This is a genomic window from Anaerobacillus sp. CMMVII (genome assembly GCF_025377685.1).
Lineage (GTDB): Bacteria > Bacillota > Bacilli > Bacillales > Anaerobacillaceae > Anaerobacillus.
In genome coordinates, this window is the sequence record NZ_JACEHK010000010.1 from 90,692 (window position 1) to 115,774 (window position 25,083).

The window sequence follows — 25,083 nt, forward strand, 5'->3', positions numbered from 1 at the left end:
TTCGCCATTGAAATTATACAGATAGTCGGCTTAGGGTTAATCACAACATTTTTAGCCCTAGTAGTAAAAGAACAAAAACCAATCTTTGCATTTTTATTAACAGTTTTCGTAGGCGTGCTAATCTTTATTTTCCTAATTGATCAAATTTATATGATTGTAACAATGCTTCAAAAGATTGCCGTAAATGCAAATATTAATATGGTGTATGTCCAAACAATCTTAAAAATTATTGGGATCGCCTATATTGCAGAATTCGGAGCACAAATTGCTAAGGATGCGGGTCAAGGTGCCATTGCTTCAAAAATTGAATTAGCTGGTAAAGTATTTATTTTAGTCATGGCAATTCCCATCATCACAGCAATCATTGAAACAGTTATTGGGCTTCTACCATACTAACGAAAATTCTCAGGATTTCTAAGTTAGGGGATTAAATCATGAAAAAATAATTATAATAGCAGTCTTAATGTTCTTTCTTCTACCTATTGTTGCACTTGCAGAACCACCACCCCAAGAAAATCTTGTAGAACAACAGCTTTCTCAATTAGGAGTCGATGAAATTAGAGAGTATTGGGAACAAATCGTTACAGAATATGGCGGTTTTTTACCAGAAAATCAAAAAGGCTCATTTATGGAATTTGTCCGAGGGGACAAACAATTCTCAATAAAAGAGTGGCTGCTTGGGTTCGTCCGCTATTTTTTTCATGAGCTGATTGTGAATGGTAAGTTACTTGGAACATTAATCTTATTAACTGTTTTTAGTGTAATACTCCAAAATTTACAAACAGCTTTTGAAAGAAATGCAGTCAGTAAAGTAGCGAATGCGATTGTTTATATGGTGTTAATGATTATTGCGATTAATAGTTTTTATATAGCAGTCAATTATGCGCAATCTGCTATTTCAATGATGATTAATTTTATGATTGCGTTGTTACCATTGTTATTGGCACTCCTGGCCTCTATTGGAAGCCTAACTTCAGTCGCTTTGTTTCATCCACTTATCATTTTGCTCGTAAATTCAAGTGGATTGTTAATCCAGCACTTTGTTTTACCTTTGTTGTTCTTATCAGCATTATTAAGCCTTGTTAGTACGCTAACAGATCATTATAAAGTTACAAAGCTAGCAAATTTATTGCGCAATATTAGTGTAGGTACTCTTGGTATTTTCCTGACAATATTTTTGGGGGTCATTTCCGTACAAGGAGCTGTTACCGCTGTTGCCGATGGCATTACCATTAGGACAGCAAAGTTTGTTACTGGCAACTTTGTACCTGTTGTAGGGCGCGTTTTTACAGATGCAGCTGATACTGTTATGGGGGCATCAATTCTATTAAAAAACACCGTGGGTATAGTTGGTTTGGCAATTCTACTGCTCATATGCGCATTTCCTGCAATTAAAGTTTTAACGTTAGCGATCATTTTTAATCTAGCCGCAGCGGTTCTACAACCCATCGGCGGTGGCGCGATCATCAATAGTTTATCAATTATTGGGAAAGCAGTGATCTTTATCTTCGCAGCTCTAGCAACGGTTTGTCTCATGTTCTTCCTGGCAATCACGATTATGGTGGCTGCAGGGAATTTATCACTAATGATGAGGTAAGAATTTCGGTCGAAGCACTGATAGGAGGATGAACAAATGGATAAGCAAGAAACAATGAAAGAAGTAGGTTCAACGATAGCTTTATCTCTATTTGTTATCGGGTTAATGTATTTCTTCATTTTTCTATAGAACTATATTCCAACCTAGAATTTACGCTTTACATTAGAAGGGAGGCGAGGAACGATGCAGTTTTTAACAGAATGGATTAGCAACATCATTCTACTTATCCTACTAGCAACTATTTTAGAACTCCTCTTGCCTAACTCAAGCTTGCAAAGGTATGTAAAGATGGTTGTTGGTTTGCTTCTGTTAGTCATTATTTTAACGCCACTATTATCAATTTTTTCTAAAGATGTTGATAGCTGGGTATCATCCTTAGGCTTTTCAAACCAATTAGAGGAAAATAATGTACAAATTTCTCTAGAAAATAAGAAAAGAGAAATACAAGAGGTAACTCTTGCATATATTTCAGAACAAGTGGCTGTCCAACTTAAGAGACAAGTAGAAGAGGGGATGATTACAAAGTTTGAAAAAGAGATAGTAGAAGTAGATGTAGCCTTAGAAGATTTTTTAGAAGAAGATGATTACCTAAATAGTATTACGAAAGTATCGATACGACTCAAAAGTATTGAAGACGAGGAAGAGATCGTAAGTGACATTGTACCAGCTGTAGCCCTCGTCAAAATAGATACAACCAATCGTGTAGAGCCAACCACTGAGCAAACGACAAATACAAAAGAGGTTCTTCAATATTTAGCAGCTTCTTGGTTGATACCAGTAGAAAAAATTGAAGTTTTAATGGAAGGAGGGAGTTTAGATCAATGACCAAAAAAGATGATAATGGACAATGGATCAAAAAACTTTTTACAAACAAGGACGAAAAGAAAAAAAGAAGTAGTCCCCTTCAATATTTAGCTATCGTACTATGTGTTGGTCTAGCGCTCATGATTTTTAGTAACTTCTCAAAACCAAGTAGTTTACAAGACAGTGTCCCAGTATTTAAAGAGGAGACGAAAGATACAGGCGAAGCTGTAACTGTCTTCACAAGTAAAACTGGGGAAGATCCAGTAACAATGCAAGACTATGAATATACTTATGAAAAGCAACTTAGAGACGCGCTAGAGGAGATTGTAGGAGTATCTGATGTTACAGTCATGATCAATCTACAAGAAACTGAAACAAAGATTTTTGAAAGAAATAAAAGTATTAAGGAACAAAAGACAGATGAGACGGATCGCGAAGGTGGCAAGCGTAACGTCGAAGATACTACTAGAGAAGATGAAGTTGTTATCATTCGAACTGGTGATAAAGAAGAGCCACTCGTAGCGAAAATAGAAAAGCCAACTATTAGAGGCGTTCTTGTGGTCGCTAGAGGAGTAGAAAATATCCAAGTCAAAACATGGGTAGTAGAAGCAGTGAGTAGAGTATTAGATGTACCTACACACCGAGTTTCAGTATTACCTAAGAAATCAAAGGGGGAATAAAAAATGGTATTAAAAAGACAAACAGTTTGGTTATTAACAATGCTTAGTTTAATTATTGTGTTATCGGTGTACTACATCACATCACCAATTCCAAATGATCAATTAGCGTTTGTAGGCGATGAGGCAGAAAGCCAAAAGGATGATACGTTTGTAGAAATTGGAGAACTAACAAAAGAAGAAATGGAAAACCTGTTAGATGACAATATTTTAACTAGCTTTACAAACGACGAAGTATTTAACACAATTCGTTTAGAACGCCAAATTGCAAGAGACCGCTTAAGTGCAGATTATGTCGCTGTAGTTGCTTCGGTTGATGCATCTGCAGATGTGCAGAGCCGAGCTATGGATAACATTGAAAGTTTACGAGTGTTAGCTCAAAAGGAAGAAATGCTTGAAACGTTAATTAAAACAAAGGGTTACGAAGATGTATTAGTTATTGCTGAAGGTGATGAAGTAAAGATCATCGTTAAGGCTAATGAACTTTCTAAGGAAGAGGCTGTTAAAATCAATTTAATGGCTCGTGAACAACTTGGAATTAACAATATCGCTGTTGCCTTCCAACCAAGCACTAAGTAAATAACAAAAACTGGGATTGGTCTAAGACGGCCAATCCCTTTTATTTATAAGGCTGTTTGTATGAAAACTCTTTTTGGCCAGAAGGCAACACTAAACTAAGCCCTCCACATTTCCATTTTTTTTGGGGGCTGAGGTTCCTTTATCTATTGTTTATTTTTTATTGTTAAGCAGTCTTGTCTTCAGTCAATTCAATACTGTAGCCTTTCCTCTTTAGATATTGAACCATCTTAAGTTCTTTGTTTTGTTCTTTCTGCTGGTAATAATCAGGGCCTAGTTCCTGATAGGGTTCTTTTGTTTTTAGTATGTTGTAAGCAATGGTCAAAAGTAAATGAGCAGATGCAATACGAGCTTTTGCTATCCCTTGTCGTTTCATAATTCTTTTGCGGTGTGCAGAGATACGGTTAACCTGCCTATCTGTGGCAAATGAACATTCTACGGCAGCCGTTCGCAGGGCTTTGTTCCCATAGGTAGTTTTACTTTTTTTTTTAATACCAGCACTCTCATAGTTTCCTGGACTTACACCAGCCCATGAGGCCAGACGCTTTGCTGATCCAAAGACAGACATGTCCACTCCCATTTCGGCTATGAAAATAGCGACTGAGTCTTTATTCACACCAGGTATCGTATCTAACAGTTCACATTCTTCTCGATAAGGAATGAGTACCTGATCAATCTGTTCGACTATTTTATCAATGGTCTCATCCAGGTAGGCAATATGTTCCCAATGGAAACGAAGCATATCACAATGATGTTTACGTATACGTCCATTTAGGGCTTCGTAAATTTCTGTTAGGGAAGCCTTAACTCTTGGATCCACCATTTGTTGAAGTGATTGAATTTCAATCTTTTCTCCGTTAATAAGAGCTTCGAGAATGCGACATCCGGTAACACCGAATATGTCTGAAAAAACAGAGGTTAGCTTAATGTTCGCGTCTTGAAGTATTTTGTGTATTCGATTACGCTCGGAAGTACGAGAATTAATTAGCTTTTTTCGATACCGAGTTAAATCACGTAAATCACGAATATCTTCAGGGGGAACAAAACTACTTTCGATTAACCCAGAACGCAATAATTTTGCCAACCATTCGGCATCTTTAACGTCTGTTTTCCGTCCTGGAACATTTTTGACATGTTGAGCATTGGCAAGTACCAGCTGCACATTATGTTCGAGTATATTCCAGACTGGCTTCCAATAAACTCCTGTGCTTTCCATTACCGCATCCGTTACTTCATGTGAAGTTAACCAATCACTTAAAGCTAGAAGACCGGACGTGGTGGTTGGAAAGGTTTGAATTTCTTTTTTAGGTCTCTTATCCAAAGGACCGAACAAAACACAAGCTACTACTGTTTCTTGGTGTACATCTAGGCCTGCACACCGCTCAATCATTGCTTCCATTTAAGCGTCACCTCATAAAATTATTAACAATACAAGTGACAGTCGATTCAATACAAAATTTTTGTATTCGTACTCCAGGCACATTAGATGGTTCTTCAAATCTGTCACAACCAGTTTTTCGTACAGGGTATCTTCTGAAGGGAAGATCCACCAAACAGTCTCCGGACTGGCAGTATTGTTAGAGTCATTATGGTCAGACAATAATGGGGCTAGACCTTTAAATTGGGGCAACAGCTATTTTAATGATAGATGGTGGCGGCGAGAAGCGCCGCCATGGGAGTTTTTCGTAAACTTTGTAGCTTTTAGGTCGTAACCAAGCATTCGCTTGGTTACGACCTAAAAGCTAATAGCAACCATCTTTTGAAAAGATCGTTACGAAAAAAAAACTTAAAGAATTAGCGATATATAAGTTGTTTATAATTAACTCTAATTTGGAATAAGCTATTGATGTGTAGTGTGGTGCTTTTACGCTTATTTTAAAAAGAAATTACACTTTTCACACCAATTCTTGTTTTAGAACTCAGTTTCCTCAAAGTTTGTTGCTTTTAAAATAGGTAGAATTTACATGATATAGTTGAGCGTCGAGTAATCTTAAGAACTAAATTACGATCAGAACCTTGCTATAGATGCAATTCTTATTTTATAGTGGTATAATACGACTTTGGTAAAGTAAAGGAAATATAACATTTTTTACTTAGTTTTTTAAGCTAAGTTTCTAATTCATTTTACTTAGGTAAGGGAGAGATCATCATGCAATGGAATGACTTAACAGAAGGAGCCAAAGCTGTCTTAGAACAAACACGAAATATGAAGAACGATCAAATTCAAATCGTTGAGTTCGAAGTAGGCTTTGTACAAGAGCTTGAATCAACTGATGATGCTACAAGTGGAGTATCAATCCAGGAAGAAGATTATCAGTCGTTGAAAAAATACACACAGGAAAATGAGTATGGTGATAAATTCCATATGGCAAGAAATAAGAATATTGTCAAAATAATCTTATTAGAAAATGGGAAAATTCCGGAAAATCTTTCAGAGTTTCCAGTTTTTAAACAATATAAGAAAGACGTTGCTGCAGTGACTGAAGAGCAGTAAACGTTTCTGGATGACCTAAATGGATAGGTCATCTTTTTTTGTTTGGCTGTTTTCGTAACTTTGTTGCTTTTAGGTCATAACCAAGCATTCGCTTGGTTATGACCTAAAAGCTAATAGTAACAATCTTTTTAGAAAAGAGCGTTTTTTTTGAAACGACAGCTAAAAAATGGAAGATTATTTTTTAGTAGAAAAATCTTTATGATAATGGTAAATTTGATATAGCAACAAATTAGTAGTAAGTCATAAGACAAAGTAAACAAAAAATGTCGAATAAAGTTCCAAAGTATAAAAAAATGTTGAAAAAGAAATGATGGAAAATAAACGAGGAGTGACGAATGATGATTAAAATTCAAGATATTCGCGAACTAATTAAGGCTATTGATCAATCAAGTATTGAAGAGTTTAAATACGAGCAAGAGGGAACAAAAATCACCCTAAGAAAAGAAAGAAAGCAGCTTGAACAAGTACAGCAGTTCGTTCAACAACCGGCACCAATCCCGCAACAAGTGGTTACTTCTATACCGCAGCAAGTTGAACAAGTGGTAGAAAGCGAATCGAAATCGGAAACACCAATTGCCCCAGCTGCTAATTTACATAAGATAACGTCACCAATGGTTGGTACATTTTATGCAGCGCCATCACCAGATTCAGACTCGTATGTCAAAGTAGGAAGCAAAGTGACTCAAGATTCTGTTGTTTGTATCGTAGAGGCGATGAAACTAATGAATGAAATTGAAGCAGAGATTAAAGGGGAAATTGTAGAAATTTTAGTTGAGAATGGACAACTAGTTGAGTACGGTCAAGAGCTATTTTTAGTGAAAGCAGAATAGGAGAGAAGCTTGATGATAAAAAAACTACTAATAGCAAATCGAGGGGAAATTGCAGTTCGGATTATTCGAGCTTGTCGCGAGATGGGGATTGAAACAGTTGCTGTTTATTCAGAAGCTGATAAGGAATCATTACATGTAAGGCTAGCAGATGAGGCTTATTGTATTGGGCCGACAGCTTCTGCAAAAAGCTACCTAGATTTTACTAATATTATGAGTGTTGCTACACTAACTGAAGTCGATGCGATTCACCCAGGTTATGGATTTTTAGCAGAGAATGCAGATTTTGCTGAGATTTGTGCTGAGTGCAATATCACGTTTGTTGGACCAAGTCCAGAAGCAATTAATAAGATGGGAACAAAGGACGTTGCTAGGGAAACGATGAAGCAAGCTGGGGTCCCGATTGTGCCTGGATCAAATGGAATTATTAAAAATATAGATGAGGCAATAGCGATCGCAAATGAAATCACATACCCAGTTATCATCAAAGCAACAGCTGGTGGCGGCGGAAAGGGAATTCGTGTTGCAAGAACTCAGGAAGAGTTAATTAAAGGTGTATCAATCACGCAGCAAGAAGCCCAAACCGCATTTGGCAATCCGGGAGTTTATATTGAAAAATTTATTGAAGATTTCCGACACGTTGAAATTCAAGTATTAGCGGACAACTATGGTAATGTTGTACATTTGGGTGAGAGAGATTGTAGTATCCAACGCCGTCTCCAAAAACTATTAGAAGAAACACCTTCACCAGCGATCACGGAGCTTAAACGAATAGAGATGGGCGATGCTGCTGTAGCTGCCGCTCAAGCGGTAAACTATTCTGGTGCAGGAACGGTAGAATTTATATTTGATCATAATACTGGTGATTTTTACTTTATGGAGATGAATACGCGAATTCAAGTTGAGCATCCTGTGACAGAAATGGTTACTGGGATAGACCTCATTAAGCAACAAATCCTCGTTGCTTCAGGGGAAGAGCTTGCTTTCAGGCAGGAGGATATAACCTTTAACGGTTGGTCGATTGAATGCCGTATTAATGCTGAAAATCCAGACAGAAACTTCATGCCTTCACCTGGTAAGATAACAATGTACTTGCCACCAGGTGGGTTAGGTGTTAGGGTAGATTCAGCAGCATATCCTGGTTACACGATCCCACCGTTTTACGATTCTATGATTGCAAAGGTAATTACTTATGGAGAGACTAGAGCAGAAGCAATTGCGAAAATGAAACGAGCTCTACATGAATTTGTTATTGAAGGTATTGATACGACAATTCCATTTCATCTAAGATTATTAGAAAATGAAACATTTGTTAGTGGAGACTTTAATACAAAATTTTTGGAACTGCACAATTTAACTGGTAAATAAATAATGGTAAAATTGGTTTGTACGAAGAACGATGATTCGTAGGAGGTTAATATTATGACTGAAAAAAATCATGTAATTGATATGGAAGAGCAACAGACGAAGCTAGGAAAAGTTGAAATTTCTCCTGAAGTAATTGAAGTTATTACAAGCTTAGCGGCAGCCGAAGTTGAAGGTATTGCTACCATGAGAGGGAATTTTGCAACTGGAGTAGCAGAGAAGCTAGGTAGAAAAAGCCACGGTAAAGGCGTAAAAGTAGATTTAGGTCAAGATGGGATTTCGGTTGATGTGTATGTTGTAATGAATTATGGGGTATCTATTCCTGATGTAGCTAAGAAAGTTCAAGATAATATTCATCAAACGTTAATCACTATGACTGCAATTGACTTAAGTGCTGTTAATGTACACGTTGTAGGTATTCAGCTTGAATCACAACAAGTGATTGTTGATAATCAAGAATAAGTAAACCTAAAGATGACTTTAGAAAGTCTACTTCTTTCGTATTATTTCTACGAGAAAGAGGTACGCCCTTCTTTAGTCGTCTTTTTATTTGGCTGAATTTTTGGGATGTGCTTATGAAATAATCCAAGGAATACTTGGTTCAATAGGCTCCTTTTGCTTTTTCTTAATAAATTTAGTATGTTTTTAAAATACTAAATAACAATAGAGTCCTGTAATGACGGACAAGAATATGGTATGATCAATTTTAGGAAAATGGTATGAATGATACATAAAAAGCCACTGCAATTATGAAGTTGGTATATTTATGAAATTCATTAATGTATTTTAAAGGAGAATTTTACATATGAAGAGACGTCTTGCCAGAGTTAAAGCCGTTCAGTCACTTTTTCAAGTTGATATGAGTGGAACCGATAAAGAGGAAGCAATAAGTAATGTACTAGAGGAAGATGAAGTAAAAGATACATTTCTTGATCAGCTAGTCTCAGGTACGTTAGAAAATTTAGAAGAGATTGATCAACTTTTCAAAAGTCATTTAGAAAATTGGAAAATTGACCGTGTTGGAAATGTTGACCGAGCTGTAATTCGGATGGCAATATTCGAAATGAAGTTTTTAGAAGATATTCCACTAAATGTTTCTTTAAATGAAGCGGTTGATGTAGCAAAAAGTTTTGGCGGGGATGAAAGCGGACGTTTTGTTAACGGAGTTTTATCGAAGGTAGCCGAAACTCTAAAAGCTTAGTATGTTGAGTGAATTTCATAATTCCCTTAATCAGCTACATATAGAACTTAAAAGCGAAAATAATATGAAATTCATTAATGTTAGACAGAATTGGGGAAATGATTTGGCTTTTCTAAGGCTCTTCTAATACATTATTTATTTTGGAATGCTTAGGCTTTTGCCAGGTGTCAAGCCAAATTTTTCTATAAAAAAGCGTAATGCTAAGGGGGAAATGAGGATGTCTGCAAAAATTATTAGTGGGAAAGATTTAGCGAAAGAAAAAAGGGAAAGCATGAAGAAGGAAGTTGAGTTACTTGCGAAAGAAGGAGTACAACCAGGTTTAGCAGTGATTTTAGTAGGAGAAGATCCCGCAAGTCAATCATATGTAAAAGCTAAGCAAAAAGCTTGTGAAGAAATTGGTATTTATTCTGTTCTTCATAAATTAGCTGACTCTGTTACAGAAACACAACTATTAGATGCAATTCAATCGTTAAATAATGATGATCGTATTCATGGGATCTTAGTTCAGTTACCATTACCGGCTCATATCTCTGAGAAGGCTGTAATTGAAAGTATCAGCCCCGCTAAAGACGTAGACGGCTTCCACCCAATTAGTGTAGGGAAAATGATGATTGGTGAAGACACATTTTTACCATGTACCCCGTTTGGAATCGTTGAGATGATTAAATCTCAAGAAATAGCTATTGAAGGGAAGCATGTTGTAGTTATTGGTCGTAGTAATATCGTTGGTAAACCAGTAGGACAATTGCTTCTTAATGAGAATGCTACGGTTACATATTGTCATTCTCGAACAAAGGATATGAAGTCTATTACAAAGCAAGCAGACATTCTAATTGTCGCGGTTGGAAAGCAAACTTCATTGATGCAAGCTATATGAAAGAAGGTTGTGTCGTAATTGATGTTGGTGTCAACCGGTTGGACACTGGTAAATTAGTCGGTGATGTTGTTTTTGAGGATGCAAAGGAAGTTGCGTCATACATTACACCAGTTCCTGGTGGAGTAGGACCGATGACGATTACTATGCTTTTATTTAATACAATTGAATCGGCAAAAAAATTAATCGTTAGTGTAAAGTAAGGGAGATGTTTCAATGTCAAATGATCAAATTTTTACCATTTCAGCATTAACAAAGTATATAAAACGAACATTTGACAATGATGAAATCCTATCTAATATATGGATAAAAGGCGAGATCTCTAATTTTAAAAAGCATAGCCGTGGGCATATGTATTTTACAATTAAAGATGATCATTCAAGAATTCAAGCGGTTATGTTTGCTGGCAATAACCGCTTCTTGAAGTTCATTCCAGAGGATGGGATGAATATAATTGTTCGTGGCAGTGTCACAGTATATGAAGCGACAGGTCAATATCAAATATATGTAAATGAAATGCAGCCAGATGGTGTAGGAAATTTATATTTGGCTTTTGAACAACTTAAAAAGAAGCTTGAAACAGCAGGTTATTTTCACGAAATGTATAAAAAGCCCCTTCCTAAAATTCCTAAGGAAATAGGAATTATTACCTCGCCGACGGGTGCTGCAGTACGTGATATTATTACAACTCTAAAAAGGCGTTTTCCGCAGGTTAGAATTACCCTCTTGCCTGTCTTGGTTCAGGGTACAGAAGCTCCAGCCTCAATTGTAAAAGCAATACAGCTAGCGAATGAAACCCCAGGAATTGAAGTCTTGATTGTTGGTAGAGGTGGCGGTTCGATAGAGGAACTGTGGGCATTTAATGAGGAGATTGTAGCTAATGCAATTTTCCACTCGAATATTCCAATAATCAGTGCAGTCGGACATGAAACTGATGTTACAATTGCTGATTTTATCGCTGATAAAAGGGCAGCGACACCAACTGCTGCTGCAGAATTAGCTGTTCCTCATTGGGAAGATCTTTATGATAAAATCAGTCAAAGGAAAATTAGATTGCAATCCTCTGTAGCTAAGAAATTGGAAGCCGAGCGAAAGAAATTGACGAATCTACAAAAATCTTATGCATTTCGCTATCCAGAACAGTTAGTTAAGCAAAAAGAACAACAATTAGATCGTACAATTGATAAATTACAGCGAAGCATGAAGTATTTAATTGAAAAGAAAAGAACGGCAATAGTAAACTTAGAAAAAGATGTTCAAATGAATCATCCTAAAACCCAAGTTTCTAAAGCAAAAGAGCAGCTTGAAAAAAACCATGCACTTCTCCAGCAACATTTAGGAAACCTAAAAAAAGAGAAGGAGTTTGAATTTAAACATTTGTTAACGAAATTAGAAGCTCTTAGCCCATTGAAAATTATGACAAGAGGCTATAGCTTAGCATATAAGGAAGATGGCGAGTTAATTAAAAGTGTTTCGAATGTCGCTGTTGGTGACGCAGTGAAAATTAAGTTAAAAGATGGATCAGTGTTATGCCAGGTTGACAACATTGAGAAGAACTGAGGTGTAAATAATGAGTGAAAAATTAAATTTATCATTTGAAGAAGCAATGGAAAAGTTAGAGGAAGTCGTTGAGAAACTTGAACAAGGTGACGTGCCGTTAGAAAAAGCAATTTCGATGTTTCAAGAAGGAATGACTTTATCAAAGTTATGTCATGATAAATTAAAAACAGTTGAACAAAGTATGGATCGGATCTTACACGAGGACGGGAAAGTTGAGCAAACAACTTTTCAGGAGGACTAACAGTGACAAAGTTAACTTTATCTTCTTATCTTGACGAAAGGAAAGGCCCACTAGAACAAATGATGCTTGATTCCGTGGAACGTTTGGATGTACCGGTGCATCTCAAACAAGCCATGTTATATTCCTTACAAGCTGGTGGCAAACGTCTGCGCCCAATGTTATTATTTGCCACTATAGAAGGGTTTGGAGAAAACTTTGAAAAAGGCATTTTTGTAGCAAGTGCGATTGAAATGATACATACCTATTCTTTAATTCATGACGATCTACCAGCGATGGATAATGATGATTTACGTCGAGGGAAACCAACAAACCATAAAGTTTTTGGTGAGGCTACAGCTATATTAGCAGGAGATGCCCTTTTAACATTTGCTTTCCAAGTGATTGCCACAATAGACCAGAATTTAGTTAGCGATATACAAAAAGTTAACCTAATTACTGAGCTTGCAAAAGCAGCAGGGCCAGAAGGAATGGTTGGCGGCCAAGTAGCTGATATGGAAGCTGAGAATAAACAGTTATCACTTGCTGAACTCGAGTATATTCACCACCACAAAACTGGAGATCTATTAAGTTATTCAATTATCGCAGGTGCCATTTTAGCTAATGCTTCTGAACGTGATGTAGAGAATTTACGGGAATTTGCCAAACATTTAGGGTTAGCCTTTCAAATAAAAGATGATATCTTGGACATTGAAGGCGCAGAAGAAAATCTAGGTAAACGAGTGGGCAGTGACATTAATAATGAAAAAAGCACCTACCCAAAACTTCTCGGCCTTGACGGAGCAAAGTGTAAATTGGATGATCATATTCTTAAATCTAAGGAATACTTATATAATGTAAGTATAAATAGTGAAAAATTAGAATTGTTAGTCAACTATATAATGGAGCGTGACCGCTAGTAGTTTAGAGTGTAAAGTTTAAAGTGTAGAGTGTAGAGTGTAGAGTGTTGAGTTAGTGTAAGTAAAGCTTCGTAGCAAAACCAAAAACTCAAAACTCAAAACTCAAAACTCAAAACTCAAAACTTATAAAGCTAGTATTTTCTAATTGTTGCTGGAGTATTTATCATGTATAATGTTGAAAAGTGAGTGGTGCAGTATTCTAGTCAGTCCTCCTTTCTCGAAGGCGGGCCTAAAAATCCGCTAAAGGGCACATCGATGAAGTTCCTAGTATTGGCTTGAGGCGCCCAGCCTTGGGTCATTGCTGGGAGTAAAGGAATTAGGGCGATCCACAATGGCATGTGGGCGTTGACCCTCTTTCCGCGGAGGCCAAATCTCGTGGCAATCTCTTGGGAATGAGTACGCTACGGTTTTCGGTATGAACCTGCTTAGCAAGTTTCCCCTTGTTTGCAGCGTAGCCTGCCTTGAGTGGAGTTAGAGGGGATTATGGATACTAAATTGTATACACTGTATGTTAATTAGTAATCCACATGAAATCTACTCTGCAAAAGAGGATAGAGGATGGTTAAGGGCTGTTGAGGAAAACTCCTAGACTGTTCGTAAGACATTTATAGGGGATTATAGTGCGTGCTAAGTGGTAATCCAGTCTAGCGTTTGGCAACAGCGTTAAGGCAGATTTAAAGGGAAACCGCCAATGTGGCGACACGTCGGTATTTGCTTGGGAAAACCTACTGGACCTAAGACGCAGTCTTTACTCTTTAAATGACCACTCACAAATACATATTCAGTTATGAGTTGTGAGTGTTGAGTTTTGAGGTACTTTAGGGAATTGCTTCGAAGCGAAACCCTAAAAGCTTTAAACTCAAAACTCAACACTCAAAACTATATAGATTGGTGTGTAATCATCGACAATGAATAAAATTAGAAATTCACTAAATTGGACGCTAGCGATTGCCGTTATCACTCTTGTGTTAGCGGCTCTTTTTTCAATCGTCTCAACCTTTATTCTAAGTGGGGTAACTTGGGGAGTCGGATTGCTAATCGTCCTAGTAATCGTCCTAGTTGGTGTAGTATTTGATACGATAGGTGTAGCAGCAACAGCTGCCGATGAAGCTCCTTTTCACGCGATGGCTGCAGAGCGTGTCCCTGGCGCAAAAGCGGCAGTTTTAATAACTAGAAATGCAGATCGATTTGCAAATTTGTGTAACGATGTAATTGGCGATATTGCGGGGATTATAAGTGGAACTGCATCGGCTTTTGTTGTCATGCAATTAGCGATGCAAATTGGTCAAGGGGATAATTCTACTTATCAGTTTTGGATTTCAGTTATATTTACTAGCGTAGTTGCAAGTCTTACTGTAGGTGGGAAATCATTAGGAAAAACGATTGCGTTGCAGTATGCAACACCGATTATTTTTCAGGTAGGTAGATTATTTTATTTATTAGAGGTAAAATTGAAAATAAATATTTTAAAAAATGGGAAAGACAGAGAGAAGAGGAAAAAGAAAGCCAAAAGAAAGTGAGGGTTTTTCTTGGATTTAACAAAAATAACAGATCCAAATTTTTTAAATAAGTATAGTAAAGAGCAATTAGAAGCGTTAGCTGTTGACATTAGAGGTTTTCTTGTCGAGAAGCTTTCAGTCACTGGAGGACATTTAGGCCCGAATTTGGGAGTGGTTGAGCTAACCCTTGCTTTGCATAAGGAGTTTAACAGTCCGAAGGATAAATTTATCTGGGATGTTGGTCATCAAGCCTATGTTCATAAAATCTTAACTGGACGTGCTAATCGATTTGATGAGCTGCGTCAATATAAAGGACTTTGCGGCTTTCCGAAGCGCTCAGAAAGCGAGCATGATGTTTGGGAAACTGGACATAGTTCTACCTCGTTATCGGCTGCAATGGGAATGGCTGTAGCAAGAGACATCAAAGGGACTGATGAAAAAATCGTCGCAATTATTGGTGATGGTGCCTTAACAGGTGGAATGGCTTTAGAAGCTTTAAATCATATTGGTCATGAACAAAAAGATCTGATCGTTATTTTAAATGATAACGAAATGTCGATTGCTCCTAACGTAGGTGCTCTTCATAATGTTTTAGGAAGACTTAGAACTGCAGGAAAGTATCAAAAAGCGAAGGATGAACTTGAGCAATTATTGAAGAAAATCCCTACATTTGGCGGGAAAATTGCTGCAACTGCAGAACGCTTAAAAGATAGCTTGAAGTATTTATTTGTTTCAGGAATGTTCTTTGAAGAAATGGGCTTTACCTATTTAGGTCCAGTTGACGGTCATAATTTAGATGATTTATTAGAAAATATTAAATATGCGAAAAAAACAAAAGGACCTGTGATTATTCATGTTTTAACGAAAAAAGGAAAAGGCTATGCCCCTGCTGAGAATGATGCTTTAGGAACGTGGCATGGTTTAGGACCCTATAAAATTGAATCAGGTGAAGTAGTTAAAAATCCTGGACCGCCAAGCTACAGTGCAGTTTTTGCCAATACGTTAGTAAAGGCAGCTAAAACCGATAACAGACTTGTCGCAATTACTGCTGCAATGCCAGGTGGAACTAGGTTAGATATTTTTGCAAAAGAATTTCCTGATAGGATGTTTGATGTTGGAATAGCAGAACAACATGCTACAACCATGGCTGGTGGCTTAGCTACTCAAGGTTTAAAACCTGTTTTTGCAGTTTATTCGACGTTTTTACAGCGTGGTTACGACCAAGTTGTACATGATATTTGTAGACAAAATCTGAATGTCTTTTTTGCAATTGATCGCGCTGGCTTAGTTGGTGCGGATGGTGAAACTCACCAAGGGGTGTTTGACATTTCTTTCTTACGCCACATCCCAAATATGACAATTCTTTCTGCTAAGGATGAAAATGAATTACAGCATATGGTTTATACAGCTACTCAGTATAATGACGGACCAATTGCTGTTAGATACCCACGTGGGAATGGTTATGGGATTAAAATGGATGAAGAGCTAAAACAAATCCCGATTGGTAAATGGGAAGTCCTCCGAGAAGGAAATGATTTAGCGATATTAACATTTGGAACTACAGTCCCAATGGCCGAAGAAGCAGCGGAGATATTAGCAAAAGAAGGAATTTCAGTTAAAGTGATTAATGCTAGATGTATTAAGCCATTAGATGAGGAAATGCTTCTAGATTTAGCTAGTAAGAATTATTCAATTTTAACGATTGAAGAGGCGGCGCTTCAAGGTGGATTTGGAAGTGCGGTATTAGAATATTATCATGATCATTCTTATCATAATATGATTGTAGAAAGAATGGGAATTCCGGATCAATTTATCGAACATGGTAGTGTCAATAAGCTTTTAGCTGAAATTGGCATGACAACAAAAGATGTTGTTACTAACGTTCAAAAGATGATCCCTAGAAAACAACAGAGGGCATAAGCTATGGCAAAAAAAGAAAGAATTGATGTTCTCTTAGTTGATCGTGGATTAATTGAAACGAGAGAAAAAGCAAAGAGGTCTGTTATGGCAGGCCTTGTGTTTTGTAATAATGAACGAGTTGATAAGCCAGGAGCAAAAGTAGACCAAGATGCGGAATTATTAGTGAAGGGAGACCTACTCCCTTATGTCAGTAGAGGTGGCCTAAAGCTTGAAAAGGCAATAGAAGAGTTTCAATTTGACCTAAAAGAAAAAATTGTCTTGGATATTGGCTCCTCTACAGGTGGTTTCACAGATTGTGCTCTTCAAAATGGTGCTAAGCTCGTCTATGCTGTGGATGTAGGGTATAATCAATTAGCTTGGAAATTAAGGCAAGATGAACGTGTCGTGGTTATGGAAAGAACAAATTTCCGCTATGTAACAAAAGACAACTTCACCAAGGGGCTTCCTAACTTTGCTACTATTGACGTCTCTTTTATTTCCTTACGTATTATTTTACCAGCATTGGCTAATGTTTTGGAAAAAGGTAGTCATGTGTCTGCGCTAGTAAAGCCCCAATTTGAAGCCGGTCGTGAGGAAGTTGGGAAAAAAGGCATTGTTAGAGATGAACGAGTTCATCGAAAAGTTTTAGAAGAGATCGTGAGTTTTTCTTTAAACCTAGGGTTTGATGTACGTGGATTGTCTTATTCACCTATTAAAGGTGGAGAAGGAAATATAGAGTTTTTACTACATCTTTATTGGACAGGCACTACTGAACCTGGAGATAATAATATTGCTTCAATTACTGAGTTAGTCTCAGAAGCACACCATAAATTAAAACAGTAAGGCTTTACGGACAGTATTTACTAGTAAATACTGTCTTTTCTTTGTCTATTTTTATCTAAATACGGTAATGAATTACGTAATTAATTATTTTCGCTACTACGTTTAGCCTTGATATTGAACGGTAAAGGTAATTATGAAATTCCTCATGAGAAGACTAATTAAAATCTGATTTCTTCATGGATAATATACAATTACCTCGTTGTATTATGTATAAAAATAAGTTAATATACAATTAGAAGCTTGTATATACCTACCTAAAAAGGATATACAGGCCAATTGGAGGAGATAGAATTGAATAAAGGACAACGTCATATTAAAATTCGTGAGATCATTGCTAATAGAGAAATTGAAACTCAAGATGAACTGGTTGATCATTTAAAAAGTGCAGGATTTAATGTTACGCAAGCCACTGTCTCTAGAGATATTAAGGAACTTCATCTTGTGAAGGTTCCTATGCAAGATGGAAGGTACAAATATAGCTTACCGGCTGATCAGCGTTTTAATCCTTTGCAAAAGTTAAAACGCTCTCTTATGGATAGCTTTGTCAGTATTGATCGGGCAAACAATTTAATTGTTATGAAAACGTTACCTGGAAATGCCAATGCGGTTGGTGCTTTAATTGATAACCTTGATTGGAATGAGATATTAGGAACTATTTGTGGTGATGATACGATATTAATTATTTGTCGTACAACTGAGGATAGCCCGATATTAAGTGAACGTTTTTTAGAAATGCTTTAGGCAAAGCATTATAAGAAGGAAGTGAAATACCGTGTTAATTGAACTATCCATAAAAAACTTTGCCATTATTGAAAATTTAACTGTCCCCTTTGATAAAGGTTTAACAGTATTAACTGGAGAAACAGGGGCTGGTAAATCGATTATTATTGACGCACTTAGTTTACTAATAGGTGGAAGAGGATCTGCTGAATTTGTCCGTTACGGAGCGAACCGTTCTGAAATCCAAGGCTTATTTTTTATTGAAAATACTGCGCATGATATATATGAAAAAGCACTTCAGTTAGGGATTGAAATAAATGATGATCAGATGGTCGTTTTACAAAGGGATATTACTTCACAAGGCAAAAGTATTTGTAGAGTAAATGGAAAGCTTGTGACTTTAGGTATTCTTAGGGAGTTAGGTGAGTCCCTAGTTGATATTCACGGTCAACATGAGCATCAACACTTGCTGCAGGTGGAACGCCATCTCTCTCTTCTTGACCAATTTGTAGGGGAAAAAATGAGGGACTCAATTAGTGAATACCGGAATATCTATAAGAAATTTGTTGAGTTAACAAATCGTGTGAAACAATTTTCTGAGAATGAGCAAAAACTTGCTCATCGTTTAGACCTCCTTCAATATCAATTAAAGGAAATTGAAAAGTCAAAGTTAAAGCCAGAAGAAGATATTCACCTAGCTGAAGAAAGAATGAAGTTAGCAAATGGCGAGAAATTATATAAAACCATTCATGACTGTTACCAGGCTCTCTATGGAGATGGCAAGGGGTTAGAGTGGATAATGTCAGCTATGAATGATGTAGAAGAAGCGGCCGCGATTGACAAACAGCTAATTACCCTAAAGAAACAATTAGTAATTGTTATTTTCTGCTAGAGGAAGCGACATTTTCATTGCGGGATTACTATGAACAAATTGAATTTGACCCTAATCGTTTAAATTTAATTGAGTCAAGACTGAATGAAATAACACAGTTAAAACGTAAATATGGCGCGGATGTTAATGATATTTTAGAGTACTCTGCACAGATTGAAGAAGAGATTGACCATTTACTTAACCGCGAAGAAAAGATTAAAGAGCTTGAAAATCAACTAGACGATATATGCCATGATCTATACCTAGAAGCGAAGAACTTAACGCAACTTAGGGTAAATGCAGCTGAAGGATTAGTCGCTAAAATCCATCAACAACTAAAAGAGCTATATATGGAGAAAACTAAATTCCATATTGAAATTAGTGATAAACCTGCTTCACTTAGAGATCCTTTGATAGATGGTAATCATGTACATTTTCAGGCAGATGGTATTGATAAAGTAGAGTTTTTACTTTCAACTAATCCAGGAGAACCACTAAAGCCGTTAGCGAAAATCGCTTCTGGTGGTGAGATTTCACGTATCATGCTTGCATTAAAATCAATTTTTTCTGCTCATCACGGTGTAACATCTTTAATATTTGATGAAGTCGATACAGGAGTTAGTGGACGAGTTGCACAAGCAATAGCTGAAAAAATTTATACTATTTCTACAAATTCGCAAGTGCTATGTATCACCCACTTACCTCAAGTTGCTGCTATGGCGACGACTCATCTTTATATTTCTAAAGAGCAATTTGAAAATAAAACGGTTACAAAAGTGTCAACATTGACACAAAATGAACAAGTTGAAGAATTAGCCAGAATGCTATCTGGAGCTGAAACAACAAACTTAACCCGCGAAAATGCCAAGGAATTATTGGCACAAGCTGAAAATATTAAAGATGTATATGTAAAGCTAACCAATTAAGGTTAGCTTTTTTCTTGTTTAGGAGTTATAAATACAGTGCTTAGAGGCAACATTAATATTACAGCCAAACATGGAGGTGTAGGTTAGGAGCGAGGAGAGTGAAGAAAAATTCATGATAGAAACTAGAAAAATTATAGGTGTAATTCTCCTTGTTTTTATAATCAGTATCGGCTTTGTAAAGCCGGTCCAAGAGTACGTAAGTATCCCGAAGGAGTTGGTTCTAATTGAAGGCCAACAACAATCTTTGCAAAAAGCTTTACCTGTATTTAAGATGTCCTCAAACAATGAAATTGTTACAGTAGATGAGGATCAATTTACAGTGAATGCAAATAGCCAAGGAGATGCAAACGTGACAGTTACAGTGGGAGGGGCTCCTGTAAAAAATGTCGATGTACGTGTATTAAAAGATATAAAAGTAATCCCCGGTGGACAATCCATTGGAGTAAAATTGAACACTCTTGGTGTATTAGTGGTCGGGCACCATTTGGTCGATAGTGAGGATGGAGAAAAGTCTCCTGGAGAGCTTGCTGAAATTGAGGTAGGCGACATTATTACCAAGATTAATGGTAAGAAAATTGAAAATATGAGTGAAGTGACTCCATTAGTTCAAGAAGCTGGAGAGAAAAAGGATAGCTTAAAACTTGAAGTAATAAGAGATGATGAAGTGCTACAAAAAAAGTTAACACCACTAAAAGCTAAAGGGGAAAGTTCTTATCGTTTAGGCCTATATATCAGGGATTCTGCAGCTGGTGTGGGAACTTTGACGTTTTTTGAACCACTTTCAAAAAATTATGGAGCGTTAGGTCACGTTATATCCGATATGGATACTCAAAAGCAATACGTGTGAATGATGGTCAAATTGTTAGTTCTTTGGTAACTTCAATCGAAAAAGGCAGTAATGGTGATCCTGGTGAAAAACTTGCTCGTTTTACTAATGATCGCAAAATTTTAGGAACAATAACGAAAAATAGCTCATTTGGGATATTTGGAAAGCTACATGATCCAATCAAAAATAATGTTGCAGATGAGGCATTGCCAATAACCCTATCACATCAAGTTAAAGAAGGACCAGCAAAGATTTTAACGGTTGTTGAAGGAGAAGAAGTTAAGGAATATGATATCGAAATAGTTAGCTCAGTCCCACAAAAGTTTCCAGCAACAAAAGGAATGGTTATAAAAGTAACCGACCCTGAGCTACTAGAAGCGACTGGTGGGATCATTCAAGGGATGAGTGGAAGTCCGATCATTCAAGATGGCAAGGTGATTGGTGCTGTTACTCACGTATTTGTTAATGATCCAACAAGTGGTTATGCATGTCACATTGAGTGGATGCTCCAAGAAGCTGGAATTGATATCTATAAAAAGAAAAGGCTAAGGCGAGTTAATAACTCGGCCTTCGCCTTTTTTTATGCTATTTTGAAAAAACAACAAAGTTTACGAAAAACTGCTTTCAGGCTTCTTGGATTTTCTGTGAAACACCAAAATTTTGTAAAATACATTCAAATAATTTCAAATACATGTTATTATATACATAAAGACAAAGATTTTTCGACAAATATACTGTTGTAGTGTTGTCAAGTATCGAATGTAGTCGAAAATAGAAGGAAAACGTATATTTCGTTAAAAAAATAAAGATTTTTAATATTTTTTAAAAAAATTAAAGGAATTTTGATCCGATTGTCGAATTTGTTTTGATGGATGCAATAAAAGTAAAATTTAATATATCAGGGAGGAACAATCGGTGCAAAAAATTAAAGTTTGTATTGCAGATGATAATCGAGAACTAGTAAGTTTGCTTGAAGAATACATTTCAAGCCAAAATGATATGGAAATAGCAGGTGTTGCATATAACGGGCAAGAATGTTTATCCTTGGTCCAAGAAGAGCAACCTGATGTATTAATTTTAGATATTATCATGCCTCATCTTGATGGATTAGCAGTGTTAGAAAGATTAACACAACAAAATTTATCTAAAAGACCAAATATTATTATGTTAACAGCATTTGGGCAAGAAGATGTGACGAAGAAAGCGGTCGAGTTAGGTGCGTCTTATTATATATTGAAACCTTTTGACATGGAGACTTTAATTAATAAAGTAAAAGAGGTAAGTGGAAAGTCGCAACCAATGATCCAACATAAAAACACTTCTTCAATGCATTTTACAAGAAAAGAACCAAAACAATTTAATTTAGATGCAAGTATCACTAGCATTATTCATGAAATAGGTGTACCGGCTCATATTAAAGGATATATGTACCTTAGAGAAGCGATAACGATGGTCTATAATGATATTGAATTATTGGGTTCAATTACGAAGGTACTTTATCCTGATATCGCCAAAAAGTTTAACACAACATCAAGCAGAGTAGAACGTGCGATACGTCATGCGATCGAAGTAGCATGGAGTCGTGGAAATATTGAGTCAATTTCAAGTTTATTTGGCTACACGGTCAGTCATACGAAGGCGAAGCCGACGAATAGTGAATTCATCGCTATGGTAGCTGATAAACTTCGAATTGAACATAAAGTATCATAATAGTATAATTTTGGCTCCCCCATTTGATCTATGGGGGGCTTTTTTTGTGGTCATACTCAACCAAGTAATTGAAATGGCCTGACTACAAAGAATTTGCGCAAAGAGGTTAACTTGGTAATATTATGTTTAAGTAATTATATAACAGAGTGTTGCTATATATATAACAGTTAATTTTTGGCTTAAGAAAAATTATTTAGTGAAAAAGGTTATTTCTTATAGTTTTAAGATAGTTCACTGTTTTGTCATATACAAATGGTGAAAATAATTATATAATGAAGATACGAAACAAGGTAATACAGCATAAAAAAATCTCATAATACAGATAATAAAGAGGTTAATGTAGTGCCTTTAGAAATAACCAAATTAATCTTAGTTTACTAAAAAAATTTAATATGCAATGTGAATAAAATCACACTTTCATATTAATGGCAGAGAGGGAGATGTTAAATGGAAGCTTGGAAAGAATTTAACACTGGGGAATGGACAGAAAAAATTGATGTTAGAGATTTTATTAATAAAAACTGGGATCCATATACAGGTGACGATAAATTTTTAGTTGGTCCTACAGCAACAACGAAGGAGCTTTGGGAGCAAGTATTAGAATTGATGAAAAAAGAGCGTGAAAATGGTGGAGTATTAGACGTTGATACTAAAACTATTTCAACAATTACTTCTCATGCACCAGGGTACATTAATAAAGGTAAAGAGCAAGTTGTAGGTTTACAAACAGATGCTCCGTTAAAGCGCTCGATTCAACCAACTGGTGGTATTCGTATGATGGCATCAGGTTGTGAAGCTTATGGTTTTAAATTAGATCCAGAAATTGAAAAAATTTATACAGATTATCGCAAAACTCATAATTCCGGTGTATTTGATGCCTATACAAGTGAAATGCTTGCTGCTCGTAAAGCTGGGATTATTACTGGTTTACCAGATGCGTATGGCCGAGGTCGTATTATTGGAGATTATCGACGTGTCGCTTTATACGGGGTAGATTTTTTAATTGCAGATAAAAAAGCAGTGAAGAAGAGTTTAGAAAAAGTTGCAATGACAGAAGAGGTAATTCGTGATCGTGAAGAAATTTCAGAGCAAATTCGTTCACTTCAAGAATTAAAAGAAATGGCAGCTTCATATGGCCATGATATTTCTAAACCTGCAACAACTGCCAAAGAAGCGTTCCAATGGTTATACTTTGGGTATTTAGCAGCTATTAAAGAGCAAAACGGTGCTGCGATGAGCTTAGGACGTGTTTCAACGTTTTTAGATATTTATATTGAAAGAGACTTAAAAGCTGGAATATTAACTGAAGAAGAAGCACAAGAAATTGTCGACCATTTTGTTATGAAGCTTCGTTTAGTCAAATTCTTAAGAACTCCTGATTATGATGAGTTATTCAGTGGAGACCCAACTTGGGTTACTGAATCATTAGGTGGTATGTCATTAGACGGACGTCCGTTAGTAACGAAAAACTCTTTCCGTTTCTTATACACACTTGTTAACTTAGGTCCAGCACCAGAACCAAACTTGACTGTACTTTGGTCAACTGGTTTACCTGAAGCGTTTAAAAAGTTTTGTGCAAAATTATCAATTGAAACGAGTTCTATTCAATATGAAAATGATGACATCATGAGACCGGACTACGGTGATGATTATGGAATTGCTTGTTGTGTATCGGCAATGCGCATTGGTAAGCAAATGCAGTTCTTTGGTGCTCGTGCCAATTTAGCTAAAGCTTTACTTTACACAATTAACGGTGGTGTAGATGAAAAGTTAAAAATGCAAGTTGGACCGAAATTTGAAGCGATTACTTCGGAATATCTTGATTACGAGGAAGTTGTTGAGAAGTTTGAAAAGTTCCAAGACTGGTTAGCTGAACTTTACATGAATTCATTAAATGTTATTCACTATATGCACGACAAGTATAGCTACGAAAGAATTGAAATGGCTCTTCATGACCAAGAAGTGCTCCGTACAATGGCGTGTGGGATTGCAGGATTGTCAGTAGTGGCTGATGCGTTAAGTGCAATTAAGTACGCAAAAGTAAAAGTGATCCGTGATGAAGATGGAATTGCTACAGACTTTGAAATTGAAGGTGAATTCCCTCAATATGGGAATAATGATGCACGTGTAGATGACATCGCAGCTCATCTTGTGAAAAACTTTATGAACAAATTACGTAAACAACATACGTATCGTAACGCAGTACCAACGCAATCTGTACTGACAATTACATCAAATGTGGTTTATGGTAAGAAAACAGGTAATACACCAGACGGAAGAAAAGCAGGAGAGCCATTTGCTCCAGGGGCTAATCCAATGCATGGTCGAGATAAAAAAGGTGCATTAGCTTCCTTGAACTCAGTAGCAAAATTCCTTATGAAGATTGTCAAGATGGTATCTCGTGTACCTTCTCAATCGTACCAAAAGCTCTTGGTAAAGATGAAGAGTCTCGTGTTTCTAACTTGTCGGCAATACTAGACGGTTACGCATCACAAACAGGACACCATATTAATGTTAACGTGTTTGACCGTGAGCAATTATTAGATGCAATGGAGCATCCGGAAAAATATCCACAGTTAACAATCCGTGTCTCTGGTTATGCTGTAAACTTTATTAAATTAACAAGAGAACAGCAAATTGATGTTATTAACCGTACTTTCCACGAAAGTATGTGATC

19 protein-coding genes and 4 pseudogenes are annotated in these 25,083 nt (G+C 36.6%); 22 read left to right on the top strand and 1 reads right to left on the bottom strand.

Annotated elements, in window-relative coordinates:
• Positions 1-6 precede the first annotated feature (6 nt).
• From spoIIIAD to H1D32_RS13950, 5 genes are all read left to right on the top strand, one after another.
• A complete protein-coding gene (spoIIIAD, locus tag H1D32_RS13930) occupies positions 7-396 on the top strand; it encodes a stage III sporulation protein AD (RefSeq protein ID WP_261179262.1) in 390 nt (129 codons plus the stop codon).
• Positions 397-442: 46 nt separating this feature from the next.
• Positions 443-1,597, top strand: coding sequence for a stage III sporulation protein AE (spoIIIAE, locus tag H1D32_RS13935; protein WP_261179263.1), 1,155 nt, complete (start codon positions 443-445; stop codon positions 1,595-1,597).
• Between the two features lie 183 nt (positions 1,598-1,780).
• Positions 1,781-2,422: a stage III sporulation protein AF gene (gene spoIIIAF / locus H1D32_RS13940; protein WP_261178912.1), complete on the top strand. Its 642-nt coding sequence runs from the start codon at positions 1,781-1,783 to the stop codon at positions 2,420-2,422.
• Positions 2,419-3,081 (top strand): stage III sporulation protein AG, encoded by a 663-nt coding sequence (spoIIIAG, locus tag H1D32_RS13945; protein WP_261178913.1) that lies wholly within the window; start codon positions 2,419-2,421, stop codon positions 3,079-3,081. The genes spoIIIAF and spoIIIAG overlap by 4 nt, the downstream gene beginning before the upstream one ends.
• Positions 3,082-3,084: 3 nt before the next feature.
• Positions 3,085-3,657 carry a SpoIIIAH-like family protein gene (locus H1D32_RS13950; protein WP_261178914.1) on the top strand — a complete coding sequence of 191 codons (573 nt, stop codon included), beginning with the start codon at positions 3,085-3,087 and terminating at the stop codon, positions 3,655-3,657.
• Between the two features lie 163 nt (positions 3,658-3,820).
• Here H1D32_RS13950 and H1D32_RS13955 read toward each other — a convergent pair whose 3' ends face one another.
• Complete coding sequence (locus H1D32_RS13955; protein WP_261178915.1) at positions 3,821-5,053, bottom strand: IS110 family RNA-guided transposase; 1,233 nt, start codon at positions 5,051-5,053, stop codon at positions 3,821-3,823.
• Positions 5,054-5,803: 750 nt separating this feature from the next.
• Here H1D32_RS13955 and H1D32_RS13960 point away from each other — a divergent pair.
• The 17 genes and pseudogenes from H1D32_RS13960 to pflB all read left to right on the top strand — a co-directional run bounded on the left by H1D32_RS13960 (position 5,804) and on the right by pflB (position 25,081).
• Positions 5,804-6,148: a hypothetical protein gene (locus H1D32_RS13960; protein ID WP_261178917.1), complete on the top strand. Its 345-nt coding sequence runs from the start codon at positions 5,804-5,806 to the stop codon at positions 6,146-6,148.
• 338 nt (positions 6,149-6,486) lie between these two features.
• On the top strand, positions 6,487-6,978 hold the full coding sequence (gene accB / locus H1D32_RS13965; protein ID WP_261179264.1) for an acetyl-CoA carboxylase biotin carboxyl carrier protein: 492 nt from the start codon (positions 6,487-6,489) through the stop codon (positions 6,976-6,978).
• 12 nt (positions 6,979-6,990) lie between these two features.
• A complete protein-coding gene (accC, locus tag H1D32_RS13970; RefSeq protein ID WP_261178919.1) occupies positions 6,991-8,343 on the top strand; it encodes an acetyl-CoA carboxylase biotin carboxylase subunit in 1,353 nt (450 codons plus the stop codon).
• Positions 8,344-8,397: 54 nt separating this feature from the next.
• Complete coding sequence (locus H1D32_RS13975) at positions 8,398-8,802, top strand: Asp23/Gls24 family envelope stress response protein (protein ID WP_261178920.1); 405 nt, start codon at positions 8,398-8,400, stop codon at positions 8,800-8,802.
• A 343-nt stretch (positions 8,803-9,145) separates the two neighbouring features.
• Positions 9,146-9,541, top strand: a complete 396-nt coding sequence (gene nusB, locus H1D32_RS13980) for a transcription antitermination factor NusB (protein WP_261178921.1) — start codon at positions 9,146-9,148, stop codon at positions 9,539-9,541.
• Positions 9,542-9,758: 217 nt separating this feature from the next.
• Positions 9,759-10,618, top strand: a pseudogene (gene folD, locus H1D32_RS13985) (bifunctional methylenetetrahydrofolate dehydrogenase/methenyltetrahydrofolate cyclohydrolase FolD).
• A gap of 13 nt (positions 10,619-10,631) precedes the next feature.
• Positions 10,632-11,975 carry an exodeoxyribonuclease VII large subunit gene (xseA, locus tag H1D32_RS13990; protein ID WP_261178923.1) on the top strand — a complete coding sequence of 448 codons (1,344 nt, stop codon included), beginning with the start codon at positions 10,632-10,634 and terminating at the stop codon, positions 11,973-11,975.
• Between the two features lie 10 nt (positions 11,976-11,985).
• Complete coding sequence (locus H1D32_RS13995; protein WP_261178924.1) at positions 11,986-12,216, top strand: exodeoxyribonuclease VII small subunit; 231 nt, start codon at positions 11,986-11,988, stop codon at positions 12,214-12,216.
• 2 nt (positions 12,217-12,218) lie between these two features.
• Complete coding sequence (locus H1D32_RS14000) at positions 12,219-13,112, top strand: polyprenyl synthetase family protein (protein WP_396126196.1); 894 nt, start codon at positions 12,219-12,221, stop codon at positions 13,110-13,112.
• A gap of 908 nt (positions 13,113-14,020) precedes the next feature.
• On the top strand, positions 14,021-14,632 hold the full coding sequence (locus H1D32_RS14005) for a hypothetical protein (protein ID WP_261178925.1): 612 nt from the start codon (positions 14,021-14,023) through the stop codon (positions 14,630-14,632).
• 9 nt (positions 14,633-14,641) lie between these two features.
• On the top strand, positions 14,642-16,531 hold the full coding sequence (gene dxs, locus H1D32_RS14010) for a 1-deoxy-D-xylulose-5-phosphate synthase (RefSeq protein WP_261178926.1): 1,890 nt from the start codon (positions 14,642-14,644) through the stop codon (positions 16,529-16,531).
• 3 nt (positions 16,532-16,534) lie between these two features.
• Positions 16,535-17,353, top strand: a complete 819-nt coding sequence (locus H1D32_RS14015) for a TlyA family RNA methyltransferase (RefSeq protein WP_261178927.1) — start codon at positions 16,535-16,537, stop codon at positions 17,351-17,353.
• Positions 17,354-17,644: 291 nt separating this feature from the next.
• Complete coding sequence (ahrC, locus tag H1D32_RS14020; protein ID WP_261178928.1) at positions 17,645-18,094, top strand: transcriptional regulator AhrC/ArgR; 450 nt, start codon at positions 17,645-17,647, stop codon at positions 18,092-18,094.
• Positions 18,095-18,125: 31 nt separating this feature from the next.
• Positions 18,126-19,870: pseudogene (recN, locus tag H1D32_RS14025) on the top strand (DNA repair protein RecN).
• Between the two features lie 112 nt (positions 19,871-19,982).
• Positions 19,983-21,241 (top strand): annotated as a pseudogene (gene spoIVB / locus H1D32_RS14030) (SpoIVB peptidase); the annotation flags it as partial.
• Between the two features lie 370 nt (positions 21,242-21,611).
• Positions 21,612-22,406 (top strand): sporulation transcription factor Spo0A, encoded by a 795-nt coding sequence (spo0A, locus tag H1D32_RS14035; RefSeq protein ID WP_261178929.1) that lies wholly within the window; start codon positions 21,612-21,614, stop codon positions 22,404-22,406.
• A 447-nt stretch (positions 22,407-22,853) separates the two neighbouring features.
• Positions 22,854-25,081, top strand: a pseudogene (pflB, locus tag H1D32_RS14040) (formate C-acetyltransferase).
• Positions 25,082-25,083 lie beyond the last annotated feature (2 nt).

Excerpts from the sequence above, each read along its gene's own strand:
- H1D32_RS14015 (WP_261178927.1), top strand. The coding sequence starts at position 16,535 with ATGGCAAAAAAAGAAAGAATTGATGTTCTCTTAGTTGATCGTGGATTA.
- accC (WP_261178919.1), top strand. The coding sequence starts at position 6,991 with ATGATAAAAAAACTACTAATAGCAAATCGAGGGGAAATTGCAGTTCGG.
- H1D32_RS13960 (WP_261178917.1), top strand. The coding sequence starts at position 5,804 with ATGCAATGGAATGACTTAACAGAAGGAGCCAAAGCTGTCTTAGAACAA.
- xseA (WP_261178923.1), top strand. The coding sequence starts at position 10,632 with ATGTCAAATGATCAAATTTTTACCATTTCAGCATTAACAAAGTATATA.
- accB (WP_261179264.1), top strand. The coding sequence starts at position 6,487 with ATGATTAAAATTCAAGATATTCGCGAACTAATTAAGGCTATTGATCAA.
- spoIIIAG (WP_261178913.1), top strand. The coding sequence starts at position 2,419 with ATGACCAAAAAAGATGATAATGGACAATGGATCAAAAAACTTTTTACA.
- H1D32_RS13955 (WP_261178915.1), bottom strand. The coding sequence starts at position 5,053 with ATGGAAGCAATGATTGAGCGGTGTGCAGGCCTAGATGTACACCAAGAA.
- nusB (WP_261178921.1), top strand. The coding sequence starts at position 9,146 with ATGAAGAGACGTCTTGCCAGAGTTAAAGCCGTTCAGTCACTTTTTCAA.
- H1D32_RS13975 (WP_261178920.1), top strand. The coding sequence starts at position 8,398 with ATGACTGAAAAAAATCATGTAATTGATATGGAAGAGCAACAGACGAAG.
- H1D32_RS13995 (WP_261178924.1), top strand. The coding sequence starts at position 11,986 with ATGAGTGAAAAATTAAATTTATCATTTGAAGAAGCAATGGAAAAGTTA.
- H1D32_RS14005 (WP_261178925.1), top strand. The coding sequence starts at position 14,021 with ATGAATAAAATTAGAAATTCACTAAATTGGACGCTAGCGATTGCCGTT.
- spoIIIAF (WP_261178912.1), top strand. The coding sequence starts at position 1,781 with ATGCAGTTTTTAACAGAATGGATTAGCAACATCATTCTACTTATCCTA.
- H1D32_RS13950 (WP_261178914.1), top strand. The coding sequence starts at position 3,085 with ATGGTATTAAAAAGACAAACAGTTTGGTTATTAACAATGCTTAGTTTA.